General features: G+C 66.2%; 8 protein-coding genes. 5 read left to right on the top strand and 3 right to left on the bottom strand.

Annotated features, from left to right (window positions below; all coding sequences use genetic code 11):
* Positions 1-166 precede the first annotated feature (166 nt).
* The 5 genes from QE360_RS12005 to QE360_RS11985 are packed head-to-tail and all read left to right on the top strand — an operon-like array spanning position 167 to position 10,018.
* Positions 167-2,932, top strand: a complete 2,766-nt coding sequence (locus tag QE360_RS12005; protein WP_309701811.1) for a TonB-dependent receptor — start codon at positions 167-169, stop codon at positions 2,930-2,932.
* Between the two features lie 54 nt (positions 2,933-2,986).
* A complete protein-coding gene (locus tag QE360_RS12000; protein WP_309701809.1) occupies positions 2,987-4,528 on the top strand; it encodes a tryptophan 7-halogenase in 1,542 nt (513 codons plus the stop codon).
* On the top strand, positions 4,525-6,318 hold the full coding sequence (locus QE360_RS11995; RefSeq protein ID WP_309701806.1) for an alpha-amylase family glycosyl hydrolase: 1,794 nt from the start codon (positions 4,525-4,527) through the stop codon (positions 6,316-6,318). The genes QE360_RS12000 and QE360_RS11995 overlap by 4 nt, the downstream gene beginning before the upstream one ends.
* Positions 6,318-7,931, top strand: coding sequence for an alpha-glucosidase family protein (locus QE360_RS11990; protein WP_309701805.1), 1,614 nt, complete (start codon positions 6,318-6,320; stop codon positions 7,929-7,931). The genes QE360_RS11995 and QE360_RS11990 overlap by 1 nt, the downstream gene beginning before the upstream one ends.
* On the top strand, positions 7,928-10,018 hold the full coding sequence (locus QE360_RS11985; protein ID WP_309701802.1) for a glycoside hydrolase family 97 protein: 2,091 nt from the start codon (positions 7,928-7,930) through the stop codon (positions 10,016-10,018). Before QE360_RS11990 ends, QE360_RS11985 begins: the two co-directional genes overlap by 4 nt.
* 142 nt (positions 10,019-10,160) lie before the next feature.
* Here the strand turns inward: QE360_RS11985 and QE360_RS11980 are convergent, their stop codons facing one another.
* The 3 genes from QE360_RS11980 to QE360_RS11970 form a co-directional block, all read right to left on the bottom strand.
* Positions 10,161-12,278, bottom strand: coding sequence for a M3 family metallopeptidase (locus QE360_RS11980; protein ID WP_309701800.1), 2,118 nt, complete (start codon positions 12,276-12,278; stop codon positions 10,161-10,163).
* Between the two features lie 82 nt (positions 12,279-12,360).
* Positions 12,361-12,552, bottom strand: coding sequence for a hypothetical protein (locus tag QE360_RS11975; protein WP_309696403.1), 192 nt, complete (start codon positions 12,550-12,552; stop codon positions 12,361-12,363).
* Complete coding sequence (locus tag QE360_RS11970) at positions 12,549-13,340, bottom strand: Crp/Fnr family transcriptional regulator (RefSeq protein WP_405052589.1); 792 nt, start codon at positions 13,338-13,340, stop codon at positions 12,549-12,551. Before QE360_RS11970 ends, QE360_RS11975 begins: the two co-directional genes overlap by 4 nt.
* Between the last annotated feature and the right edge of the window lie 43 nt (positions 13,341-13,383).

Genomic DNA, 13,383 nt, shown 5'->3' with positions numbered 1-13,383 from the left:
GCACATCGGTTAAGCAGCAACCCTGTCGTAATAATGCAACAGGCCGATCTGGCCGCATTGAATACGTATGCGGCTTTGTTGGCATTTTGCGCCATCGATTTCATGGAGGCTGTAACAACCATACCCGTTCGTCGAACAGAGACGGGGTTTCCTGGAGGGGATTTTCATGACGGTTCGCCCTGTGGCGCCGGCCGATGCCGCGCGCTCGTTCCTGAAGCTCGGCGTCAGCACTTTGGCCATGGTCATCGCCGCACCGGTGTTCGCGCAGGTCGCGACCACCCCCGTCGATCCGGCCGCCAGCACCACCGCCGCCACCCCCAATGACGGAGCCGCCGCCGATCCGCAGACGCAGGATGGTGTGGGTTCGGGCGATATCGTCGTCACCGGCTTTCGCGCCGCGCTGGAAAATGCCGTCGCCGAGAAGAAGAACCGCGACCTCGTCGTCGAGTCCGTCTCGGCGGAGGATATCGGCAAGCTGCCCGACGCCTCGATCGCGGAATCCATCGCCCGCCTGCCCGGCGTCACGTCGCAGCGGGTCAACGGCCGCTCCAACGCCATCTCGATCCGCGGCTTCGCACCCGATTTCTCGACCACCCTGCTCAACGGCCGCGAGCAGACCTCGACCGGCGACAATCGCGCGGTCGAATATGACCAGTACCCCGCCGAGGTGGTCAACCAGGTCCTGATCTACAAGACCGCCAATGCCGGGCTGATCGGCCAGGGCCTGTCGGGCACGGTCGACCTGAAGACCATCCGCCCGCTCGACTATGGCAAGCGCGTCTTTTCGGTTGGCGCGCGCGGCACCTATGCCGATATCGGCAAGCTGAATGCCGGATCGAAGGACTTCGGCTATCGCGCCTCGGCCACCTATGTCGACCAGTTCGCCGACGACACGATCGGCGTGGCGCTGTCCGCCAGCTATCTGAACGAGCCGTACCAGATCCAGGAAGGCAATGCCTGGGGCTATGCACCGGTCACGGTGAACGGCACCTCGGCCAATGTCATCGGCGGCTCCAAATCCTATGTCACCTCGACCACGCTGAAGCGGCTGGGCCTTTCGGGCACGCTCCAGTGGAAAATGAGCGACACCTTCACCAGCACGCTCGACGGCTTCTATTCCGACTTCAACGACGATCAGATCAAGCGCGGTATCGAGCTGCCGCTGGCCTGGGGCAGCGGTACGACGCTGACCAATGCGGTGGTCAATAACGGCCTCGTCACCTCGGGCACGTTCAACAATGTCGAGGGCGTGGTCCGCAACGACTCGTTCCAGCGCAAGGCCAAGCTCTATTCGTTCGGCTATAACGGCAAGTATAAGGGCGATGACGGCTGGAGCGCGTTCATCGACCTCAGCTATTCGCGCACCGATCGCGACGAGGTGACGCTGGAAACCTATAGCGGCACCGGATACGGCCAGGGCAATGGCGCAACCGATACGATCGGCTTCACCACCGGGCGCACCGGCACGGTGTTCAAGCCGACGCTGAACTATTCCGACCCCAATCTGATCCAGCTGACCGATCCGCTGGGCTGGGGCGGCACGACGCGGCAGGCGGGCTATTTCAACGACCGCAAGATCACCGACCAGATCAAGCAATACCGCGTCGAGATCGAGCGCGAGGTCGAGACGCCGATCGTTCACGCCATCCGCTTCGGCCTGAACTATACCGACCACAGCAAATCGCTGGCGCCCAACGAATCCTTCGTCACGCTGCCGAACGGGGCGACCATCGCGCCGCTGCCCCAGCAATATCGCCAGACACCGACCGACCTGACCTATCTGGGGCTGGGGCCGATGCTCAGCTATGATCCACGTGCGCTGCTGGCGGGCGGGGTCTATACGCTGACCCCCAATACCAGCCCGGACGTGCCCGCCAAGGCGTACACCACGACCGAGCATCTGATGACGGCCTATCTGCAGACCGATCTGCGCGCGCAGATCGGCGCGGCGGAACTGACCGGCAATATCGGCGTGCAGGCGGTGGGCACCGAGCAGAAGTCGCGCGGGCTGATCTATAACGGATCGGGCTATACCAGCATCGTCCAGGGCGACGACTACTGGGACATCCTGCCCAGCGCCAACCTGTCGCTGCGCCTGCCCAGCGACTGGGTGTTCCGCGTCGCCGCCGCGCGCCAGATGATGCGGCCGCGCTTCGACGATATGCGCGTCGCCCTGTCCTATGGCTTCGACGCGGCGCAGGGGATCATCTCCGGCAATGGCGGCAATCCCTATCTCCGCCCGATCCGCGCCAATTCGTTCGACGTCACGGTGGAGAAGTATTTCGGCACGCGCGGCTATCTGGCGGCGCAGGGCTTCTACAAGGATCTTAAGAGCTTCGTTTACAATCTTGAGCAGCCCTATGATTATGCGGGCCTGCCCCTGCCCGCAGCCGTGCCGGTCGGCACACCGACGCTGGGCCGCATCACCCGGCCGATCAACGGCTCGGGCGGGACCATCTATGGCGTCGAGCTGGCGGGCACGCTCCCGCTCGGCCAGGTGGTCGGTTTCCTCGACGGTTTCGGCCTGACGGGCGGCGGGTCGTACACCAAGACCGAGATCGTCCCGACGCCCGGCGGCGAGCCCGAGGATATTCCCGGCTATTCGCGCTGGGTGGCGAACGGCACCGCCTTTTTCGAGAAATGGGGCCTGAACATCCGCGGGTCGGTGCGCTACCGCTCGACCTTCGTGGGTGAGCTGTCGGGCTTCGGCGCCAACCGCGTCCGCCGCCGCGCCATCGACGAGACGATCGTCGACGGGCAGATCGGCTATGATTTCCAGGAGGGGACGTTCAAGGGACTGTCGCTGTTCCTGCAGGGCCAGAACCTGACCGACACGCCGTTCGTCACCACCAATGGCGGACAGCGCGATCAGGTGATCGACTATCAAAGCTATGGTCGCCGGTTCTTCGCCGGGTTTACCTATCGCTTCTGATGCCCCCCGCCCCGCGCCGCTGTTCGGCTGGCGCGGGGTATCGTGAGACGCCGCATGGACGCCGCCCCTTCGACAGCCCCCATCGCGCCCGCCCCCGTCACGCAGCGGGTGGTGATCGTCGGCGGCGGCACCGCCGGATGGATGGCGGCGGCGGCGCTGGCGCGGTTCCTGCCCGCCTCCTCCCGCATCACCCTGATTGAGTCCGAGGCGATCGGCACGGTCGGGGTCGGCGAGGCGACCATTCCCGGCATCCGCCTGTTCAACCAGATGCTGGGCCTGGACGAAGCCCAATTCCTTCGCGCCACCCAAGGCAGCTTCAAGCTGGGCATCCGGTTCGAGAGATGGTCGGGTGCGGACAGCGGCTATCTCCATGCGTTCGGCAGCATCGGGCGCGCGCTGGGGCTGGTGCCCTTTCACCATTACTGGCTGCGTGGCGGCGGCGGGGCCAATCCGGCCTCGCTCTGGGGGCATATGGCCAGTGCCCAGGCCGCGATGGCGGGCCGCTTCGCCCCCGATCCCGGCCGCCCCGACCTCCCGAGCGGCCTGGCCTGGGCCTATCATTTCGACGCCAGCCTCTATGCCGCGCTGCTCCGCCGTCATGCCGAGGCGGCGGGCGTGGTGCGGATCGAGGGCAGGATCGGCTCGGTCGCGCGCGATACCGGCGGGCGGATCGATCATGTCGTGCTGGAGGATGGCCAGCGCGAGGCGGGCGACCTGTTCATCGACTGTACCGGCTTTCGCGCGCTGCTGATCGGCGAGACGCTGGCCGAGCCCTTTGATGACTGGTCCGAACTGCTCCCCTGCAACCGCGCGCTGGCGGTAGCGGGCGAGCGGACCAGCCCCCTGCCCCCTTATACCCGCGCCATCGCGCATGGCGCGGGCTGGCGCTGGCGCATTCCGCTTCAGCACCGGACCGGCAACGGGCTGGTCTATGACAGTCGCCATCTCTCGGACGACGAGGCGGCCGACCGGCTGCTCTCGGCGCTCCGTGGCGAGGCGGTGGGGGAGCCGCGCCTGCTGGCCTTCACCAGCGGACGGCGGCGGCGCGCCTGGGTGGGCAATTGCGTCGCGCTCGGCCTGGCAGCGGGGTTTCTGGAGCCGCTGGAATCGACCAGCATCCACCTGATCCAATCGGGCATCGCCCGGCTGCTGGAGTTCTGGCCGGGGCCGACGCTCCAGCCGGTCGAGATCGACGCCTATAATCGCCTGACCGAAGTCGAATGGCGGGGCATCCGCGACTTCCTGATCCTCCATTACCACGCCAATGCCCGGCCCGACCCCTTCTGGACCGAGCGGCGCGCGGTGCCCTTGCCCGACGGCCTGGCCGCCCGCATCGCCCTGTTCCGCGCCAGCGGCCGCGTGCTGCGCGACGGCGAAGAGCTATTTGCCGAACCCGCCTGGATCCAGGTCCTGATCGGTCAGGGCATCCTGCCCTCCGGCCATCATGCGCTGGCGGATGGGCTCTCGGCGGACGAACTGGACGATCTCCTCACCCTCACCCGGCGTCATGCCGCGCAGGTGGCCGCCCGGCTGCCGACGCACGACGCCTTCCTCGCCGCGCATTGCGCCGCGCCCGTTCCAAAGGTCTGCCCATGAAGACGCTGCTGCTCGCCTTGCTCGCCACCGCCACGCCGCTGGCCGCACAGGATTATCGCCAGCGCCTGCCCCAGGACGAGGTGATCTATTTCGTCCTGCCCGACCGGTTCGAGAATGGCGACACCGCCAATGATCGCGGCGGGCTGAAGGGTGGGCCGCTGACCACCGGCTTCGATCCGACCCACAAGGGATTCTACCATGGCGGCGACCTGAAGGGGCTGGCCCGGCGGCTCGACTATATCCAGGGGCTGGGCGCGACCGCGATCTGGCTGGGGCCGATCTTCAAGAACAAGGCCGTGCAAGGTGCCAGGGGCCAGGAGAGCGCGGGCTATCACGGTTACTGGATCACCGACTTCACGACCGTCGATCCGCATCTGGGCAGCGAGGCGGACCTGCACGCCTTCATCGCCGCCGCGCATGGCCGGGGGATGAAGGTCTACATGGACATCATCGTCAACCACACCGCCGACGTGATCCAGTATCGCGAATGCGCCGAGGGCTCCCCCTGCCCCTATCGCGACCGCGCGACCTGGCCGTATCAGCGGCGCGGCGGGGTGAACGGCCAGCCGATCAATCCGGGCTTTCTGGGCGACGAGGTGCAGACCGCAGCGAACTTCGCGCATCTGACCGATCCCGCTTACGCCTATACGCCCTATGTCCCGGCAGGCGAGAAAAACGCCAAGACCCCCGCCTGGCTCAACGATCCGATCTATTATCACAATCGCGGCAACTCGACCTTTGAGGACGAGAGTTCGACGACGGGCGATTTCTCGGGGCTGGACGATCTCTACACCGAGAATCCGCGCGTCATTGCGGGGATGATCGACATTTACGGAGGCTGGATCGACCGGTTCGGGATCGACGGTTTCCGCATCGACACCGCCAAGCATGTGAACCCCGAATTCTGGCGCCGCTTCGTCCCCGCCATGCTGGCGCGGGCCAAGGCCAAGGGCATCCCGAACTTCCACATCTTCGGCGAGGTCACGGCGGGGATGGAGCCGGGCACGCTCGCGCGCTGGACCAGGATCGCCGACTATCCGGCGATCCTCGACTTCGCCTTCATGAACGCGGTGATCCAGACGGTCGCGGAGAACAAGCCGACCCGCATATTGTCCAATCTGTTCGAGGGCGATGTGCTCTATGCCAAGGGCGAGGCGACGGCGGACATATTGCCGACCTTCCTCGGCAATCACGATCATGGCCGCTTCGCGCGCGACGTTCGGGTCGCAAACCCCAATGCTTCGGGCGAGGAAGTCCTGAAGCGGGTCGAACTGGGCCATGCCATGCTGCTGACCCTGCGCGGGGTGCCGACCATCTATTCGGGCGACGAACAGGGTTTCGCGGGCGACGGCAACGACCAGGACGCGCGCGAGGACATGTTCGCAAGCAAGGTCGCCAGCTATAACGACAACCGGCTGGTCGGCACGACGAAGACGACCGCGACCGACAGCTTCGTCCCCTCCCACCCGCTCTATCGGGAGATCGCGACGCTCGCCCGGCTGCGCGTCGCCAATCCCGCCCTCACGCGCGGGCGGCAGGTGATCCGCGCGCGCGGCGATGCGCCGGGGCTGTTCGCCGTCTCGCGCTTCGACCCCGATACGGGGCGCGAATATGTGATCGCCTTCAACACCTCGGCCAAGCCCATCGCCCAGGCCGTGCAGGTCGAAACGGCATCGCAACGTTTCGCGACCATGGTTGGCACCTGTGCCCCGGCTGCCGCCGCGCCCGGCAGCCTGATGTTTGACTTGCCCGCCTTCGGCTATGCCGTCTGCGCGGCGGAGACCCGTTGATGACCGAGACTGCCCGCACTGCCTCGCGCCCCTGGTGGAAGGGCGCGGTGATCTATCAGATCTACCCCCGCAGCTTTGCCGACAGCAATGGCGACGGCATCGGCGACCTGCCCGGCATCACCGCCCTGCTGGACCATGTCGCCAGCCTGGGCGTCGATGCGATCTGGCTGTCGCCCTTCTTCACCTCGCCGATGAAGGATTTCGGCTATGACGTCGCCGATTATCGCGACGTCGATCCGATCTTCGGGACGCTTCGCGATTTCGACGCGCTGGTCGCCCGCGCGCACGAACTGGGACTGAAGGTCGTCATCGACCAGGTGTACAGCCACACCTCGGACGAGCACCCCTGGTTCACCGAAAGCCGGTCCAGCCGCACCAATCCCCGCGCGGACTGGTATGTCTGGGCCGATCCCAAGCCCGACGGCTCGCCGCCGTCCAACTGGCAGTCGGTGTTCGGCGGCCCCGCCTGGACCTGGGACGCGCGGCGCGGGCAATATTATCTGCACAATTTCCTGAAGGAACAGCCGCAGCTTCACGTCCACCATCCGGACGTGCAGGCCGAATTGCTGGCGACCGCGCGTTTCTGGCTGGATCGGGGCGTGGACGGCTTCCGGCTGGATGCGATCAACTTCATGATGCACGAGCCGACCCTGCGCGATAACCCGCCCGCGCCCGACACGGGCAAGACGCGGACCCGGCCGTTCGACTTCCAGCTGAAGCTCTACAATCAGAGCCATGCCGATATCGTGCCCTTCCTGGAGCGGATCCGCACCACGCTGGACGGCTATGGCGACCGCTTCACCGTGGCCGAGGTCGGCGGCGACGAGGCCGACCGCGAGATGAAGCTGTTCACCGCCGGGGATAACCGGCTGAACACCGCCTATGGCTTCGACTTCCTCTATGCCGACCGGCTGACTCCGCGCCTCGTCGCCGAGGCGGTCGCGAAATGGCCCGCAGAGCCGGGGGTGGGCTGGCCGAGCTGGGCGTTCGAGAATCATGACGCGCCGCGCGCCGTGTCGCGCTGGACCACGCCGGAACATCGCGACGCGTTCGCGCGGATGAAGATGCTGTTGCTCCTGTCCCTGCGCGGCAATGCCTTTGTCTATCAGGGCGAGGAACTGGGGCTGACCCAGGTGGATGTCCCCTTCGAGCGGCTGGTCGACCCGGAAGCCATCGCCAATTGGCCGCTGACCCTGTCGCGCGACGGGGTGCGCACGCCGATGCCGTGGAGCAGCAACACGATCAACGGCGGCTTCTCGGATGCCGAGCCCTGGCTTCCGGTCGGCCCCGATCATGCCGCACTGGCGGTCAACCGACAGGACGGCGATCCGGACTCGCTGCTGAACCTCACCCGCCGCCTCGTCCGCTTGCGCGCCGATACGCCTGCGCTGGCGGTCGGCGACCTGACGCTGTTGCACGCCGACGACCAGCTGCTCGCCTTCGAGCGGCGCGAGGGCGACCAGCACCTGCTCTGCCTGTTCAATCTGGGCGACACCCCTGTCCAGCTTCCCGCCGCCCTGCCACGGGGCGGGCGGGTGCTGGTCCAGATCAATAACGCCACCGATGAACGCCTGGGTGCGTTCGGGGCGGCGATCCGGGAGATGACTGCATGAAGACGACCATTGCCATCGGGCCCATTCTCGCAGGAGCCCTGATCGCCAGTACCGCCTCGGCCCAGAACGGCCCCGCCGATCCGGCGGTGAACGAGACGTTCAAATTCGCCAAGCCCGCCGGACAGCCCGACGCGATCGAAACCTCGCCGAACGGGCAAATCACCGTGCAGGTGTCGACCGACAATGACGGGCGTGCGGTCTATATGATCGCCAGGGGCGGCAAGGCGATCGTCGCCCCCTCGCGGCTGGGGATGATGTTCACCGACGCGCCCAAGATCGAGCGGGGGCTGAAGATCGAGGCCGTCACCCATGCCAAGTCCGACACCAGCTGGACCCAGCCCTGGGGCGAATGGCGCACCATCCGCGACAATCACCGCGAGATGCGCGTCCGCCTGATGGAATCGAGCGCGCTCCATCGCCGCTATGACGTGGTGTTCCGGGTGCAGGACGACGGTGTCGGCTTCCGCTACGAATTTCCCGAGCAGCAGACTTTGCCCAAGGCGAACATCGCCGAGGAGCTGACCGAGTTCAACATCGCGCAGGGCGGCACCGCCTGGTGGAAGCCCGCTTTCCTGTGGAACCGCGAGGAATATCTCTACAACCGCACGGCCATCGGCGCGGTCGGCACGGCGGCGACGCCGATCACCATGAAGCTGGACGACGGCACGCATATCGCCATCCATGAGGCGGCGCTGGTCGACTATGCCAGCATGGGGCTGATGAAGACCGAGGGGAACGGCTTCAAGGCGGTCCTGACCCCCGGCTCGGGCGCCCCCAAGGTGGTGAAGACGGGCGCGTGGACGACGCCGTGGCGCACCTTCCTGATCGCACCCGATGCGGGCGGCCTCTATATGAGCCACCTGATGCTCAACCTGAACGAGCCCAACAGGCTGGGCGACGTATCCTGGGTGAAGCCGGGCAAGTTCGTCGGCGTCTGGTGGAAGATGATCAAGGGCGAATGGAGCTGGGCACGGGGCCCGCGCCACGGCGCGACGACCGCCAATGTGAAGACCTATATCGACTTCGCATCGAAATACGGCATCCCCGGCGTACTGGTCGAGGGGTGGAATATCGGCTGGGACGGCGACTGGGCGGGCAATGGCTCGGCGATGCAGTTCGCGACCCCGGCGGAGGATTTCGACGCGGACGCGCTGGCGAAATATGCGAAATCCAAGGGCGTCTCGCTGATCGGCCATCACGAGACCGGCGGCGCGGTCAGCCATTATGAGAGCCAGTTCGACCCCGCCTTCAAATTCGCCGCCGATCATGGCGAGCATGTCGTCAAGACCGGCTATGTCGCCGATGCCGGGCAGATCGAGCGGATGAACCCGGACGGCTCGGTCAGCCGCGAATGGCATGAGGGCCAGTGGATGGTGAACCACCATCTCCGCGTTCTTCAGGCCGCCGCCAAGTATAAGGTGTCGATCGATGCCCACGAACCGGTCAAGGACACCGGCCTGCGCCGCACCTATCCCAACTGGCTGGCGCGCGAGGGCTCGCGGGGCATGGAATATAATGCCTGGCCCGGCAAGAACCCGCCCGAGCATGAGGCGAACCTGGCCTTCACCCGGATGCTCGAAGGGCCGATGGACTTCACGCCCGGCGTGCTGAGCCTGACGGGCAGCGACAACAGCCCGATCCAGTCGACCATCGCCAAGCAACTGGCGCTGTATGTCGTGCTCTACTCGCCGGTGCAGATGGCGGCCGACACGCCGGAGAATTATGCCAGGTATCCGCAGGCGTTCCGCTTCATCGCGGACGTGCCGGTGGACTGGGAAGACAGCCGCGTGCTGAACGGCGAGGTCGGCGATTACGTCACCTTCGCGCGGCGCGACCGTAAGAGCCGCGACTGGTATGTCGGATCGATCACCGACGAGAATGCGCGTGAGCTGACCGTGACGCTCGACTTCCTTGATCCGGACAAGTCCTATGAGGCGCAGGTCTATAAGGACGGCCCCGGCGCGACCTATGCGACCGAGGCGCGGCACGCGATCGCGTTCGAAACCCGGCGGGTGAAGAAGGGCGACACGCTGAGGCTGTCGCTGGCCCCTGGCGGCGGCCAGGCGATCCGGTTGAAGGCGCTGTAAGCCCAATCCTCCCCAAGCTCGCTTGGGGAGGGGGACCATCGCGTCAGCGATGGTGGAGGGGCGGACGGACCGGCCATGCCCCTCCACCACGCCCTTCGGGCGCGGTCCGCCTCCCCATCTGACGATGGGGAGGATTAGGTCGTTACTTCGTCGGGAAACCCCGCTGCTTGAGCAGCGCATTCACATCCGGGTCGCGGCCCCGGAACGCGCGATAGGCCTCGGCGCGGTCGGTTTCATTCCCCGTCGACAGCAGGATGCGCGCGAAGCGATCCGCCGTTGCCTTGTCCCACGGGCTCCCCGCTTCCTCGAACGCGGCGAAGGTGTCGGCGTCCATCGTCTCCGACCAGAGATAGCTATAGTAACCGGCCGAATAGCTGTCCGACGAGAACAGGTGATTAAACTGCGGCAAGCGGTGCCGCATCACCAGCTCCTTCGGCATGCCGATCTCCTTCAGGGTCGCCGCCTCGAACACCGCCGGATCGACGATCCCGTCGGGCACGGTGTGCAGCTTCATGTCGACGATCGCCGAGGACAGATATTCGGTCGTCGCAAAGCCCTGGTTGAAGGTCTCCGACGCCTTGATCTTGTCGAGCAGCGCCTGCGGCATGGGCTGGCCGGTCTTGTAGTGGCGGGCATATTTGTCGAGCACGTCGCGGGTCAGCAGCCAATGCTCGTTCACCTGGCTGGGATATTCCACGAAGTCGCGCGGCGTACCCGCCAGCCCCGGATAGGTGACGTTCTGGAGCATCGCGTGGATCGCGTGGCCGAATTCGTGGAACAGCGTCTCGGCATCGTCCAGGCTGATGAGGACCGGCTCGCCGGGCGCGCCCTTGGCGAAGTTGTTGTTGTTGGACGACAGGACATTCTGCACCGGCGGCAGATTGCGCTGGCCGCGATAGGTGTTGGCCCAGGCGCCCGAACGCTTGCCGGTCCGCGCGAAATCGTCGCGGTAGAACAGGCCGACCTCCTTGCCGTTCCGCGTGACGTGCCAGACACGCATGTTCGGCTCGAAGACGGGCACCGTGCCGGTGATCTCCTTGAACTCCAGCCCGTAGAGCCGGTTCGCGGCATAGAGCGAACCCTGGATGATGTTGTTCAGCTCGAAATAGGGCTTCAGCTCGGCCTGATCGAGATCGTAGCGGCTCTTGCGGACCTTCTCCTGATAGAAGCGATAGTCCCAGGGCTCGATCGTGATCTTCGCGCCCTCCTTATCCGCAATGGCCTGCATGTCGCGGACCTCTTCGGCGACGCGCGCCTTGGCGGCGGGCCAGACGCGCATCATCAGGTCCATCGCGGCGGCCGGGGTCTTGGCCATCGTGTCCTGCATCCGCCAGTCGGCATGCGTCTTGAAGCCCAGCAGGTGCGCACGGTTTGCGCGGAGGCGGACGATACGCGCGATCGTCGCCTTGGTATCGTTGATGTCGCCATTGTCGCCGCGCTTGGTGAAGGCGCGCCACACCTGCTCGCGCAGCGCCCGGTCGGTGGCGAAGGTCAGCACCGGATCGACCGCCGAGCGGGTGTTGACGATCGCCCAGCCCTGCTGCCCGCGCTCGGCCGCCGCCGCCTTGGCGACCGCCTTCACGCTGTCGGGCAGGCCCGCAAGGCGCGCCTCGTCGGTGACGATGATCGCAGTGCCTTCGTCCGCCAGCAGCCGCTGCGAGAACTCGCTGAAATTGATCGCCAGATTCTGGTTGAAGGCGGACAGTTCGGCCTTCTGCGCCGGGGTGAGCTTGGCCCCCTGCCGCACGAAGCTGTCATAGGTGCGCGTGACCAGCCGCTTCTGCTGCGCGTCGAGTCCGCTCGTGTCGCGTGTCCGGTAGATCGCCTCGATCCGCGCGAACAGCTTGGGGTTGAAGGTGATCTCGTCCGACGCCTTGGACAGTTTGGGCGACCATTCGCGGTCCAGCGCCTGATAGGCCGGATTGTTCATATTGCCCGTCATCACCCCGAACAGCGTCATCACGCGGTTCAGCGTCTGTCCGGCATTCTGCATCGGCACGAAGGTATTGGCGAAGCTCGGCTTGGCGGGATCGTTGGCGATCCGGTCATACTCCTGCCTGCGCTCGGCCAGCGCGGCCTCGAACGCGGCGGGGAACAGCTCGGGCTTCACCTTGTCCCAGGGCGGCACGCCGCCATAGGGGCCGGTCCAGGGGGAAAGCAGCGGATTGGTGGCGGGCGCCTGCGCCGCCTGCGGGGGAGCAGCCATGGCGGTTTGGCTCATCAGCGTGGACAGGACAAAGGCGAGGGACAGGTGACGCAATGGGAACTCCCGGACATGACACGGAAGTCATCACCATAAGCGCCTGAACAAAGGGGTAAAGTCCCGATCCCTTCGCGCGGGATCACCCTTGCCGCCGATTCTGCTCCTCCGCCACCCCGGCAGCGGCGATCAGCGCCTCGCCCGTCCGGCGCGCGGCTCCGGCCGTCATCGTGACCGCGACACCATCGGGGCCATCGAGCATGACCAGCCCCTCCTCTGCGGTCGCCCGTCCGGCATCGGATCGGATTCCGGAATGGCCGGGGGATGCGCTCATATGTCCTTGCCCATCATGTTGGGGCCGCCGCCATAGAGATAGCCCGGATCGAAATCGGCCAGCGCCGCCAGCGCGTCGATGTCGAGCATCCGCACCTCCCCGCTGCGAAAGGTCATCAGCCCGCGCTCGCGCAGCGACCGCAGCACGCGGTTCAGATGCACCGGCGTGACCCCCGCCGCCTCGGCCAGATCGATCTGCGTCACCGGAAAGCGGAACGTCCCGTCGCGCACCAGATCGACCATGGCGAGCCGCGCATGAAGCTCGCAGAACAGATGCGCGACGCGCCCGTCCGCCTCCAATCGGCCGAGCCGGAATACCCATTCGCGGTGCATCGCCGCGTCGAGCAGCGTCGAGAACCATAGGAGCCGCGTCAGGCGCGGTCGATGCAAGACGATCTCGTCCAGCCGGTCATGGCCTGCCAGCGCCACCTTGGCGCGGGTCAGCGTCGCCACCTCATGGTCGAGATAGCGCATCGCGAAGCCATGGAGATCGACGAAATCGCCCGGCACGTGAAAGGCGACGATCTGTCGGTTGCCGTGCCGGTCGTCCATATACCGGCACATCACCCCTTCGAGCAGCAGGCTACTGTGCCGGACCCGCTCGTCCCGGCGGATGACGATCCGGCGCGCGGGCAGGTCGACCACCTCGTCGATCGTGGACTCCAACGCGGCGACGTCGTCCGCCGTCATCACGTCGCGCCCGCGCTCCTTCAGGAACAGGCCGGTCAGGGGAGGACGGCCGGCCGTGGCCTTGTCCAGATGCAAGGCATCGATCGCAGTTGCCGCCATGCCGTGATCCCTCGCTCCAACCGTTCGCAGGGGAAATCCTTCG

Origin of the sequence: Sphingomonas sp. SORGH_AS_0789 (genome assembly GCF_031453055.1) — a bacterium.
Taxonomy (GTDB): Bacteria; Pseudomonadota; Alphaproteobacteria; order Sphingomonadales; family Sphingomonadaceae; genus Sphingomonas.
This window is presented reverse-complemented; position numbering and strand designations above follow the sequence as displayed.

Excerpts from the sequence above, each read along its gene's own strand:
- QE360_RS11995 (WP_309701806.1), top strand. The coding sequence starts at position 4,525 with ATGAAGACGCTGCTGCTCGCCTTGCTCGCCACCGCCACGCCGCTGGCC.
- QE360_RS12000 (WP_309701809.1), top strand. The coding sequence starts at position 2,987 with ATGGACGCCGCCCCTTCGACAGCCCCCATCGCGCCCGCCCCCGTCACG.
- QE360_RS12005 (WP_309701811.1), top strand. The coding sequence starts at position 167 with ATGACGGTTCGCCCTGTGGCGCCGGCCGATGCCGCGCGCTCGTTCCTG.
- QE360_RS11970 (WP_405052589.1), bottom strand. The coding sequence starts at position 13,340 with ATGGCGGCAACTGCGATCGATGCCTTGCATCTGGACAAGGCCACGGCC.
- QE360_RS11985 (WP_309701802.1), top strand. The coding sequence starts at position 7,928 with ATGAAGACGACCATTGCCATCGGGCCCATTCTCGCAGGAGCCCTGATC.
- QE360_RS11975 (WP_309696403.1), bottom strand. The coding sequence starts at position 12,552 with ATGAGCGCATCCCCCGGCCATTCCGGAATCCGATCCGATGCCGGACGG.
- QE360_RS11990 (WP_309701805.1), top strand. The coding sequence starts at position 6,318 with ATGACCGAGACTGCCCGCACTGCCTCGCGCCCCTGGTGGAAGGGCGCG.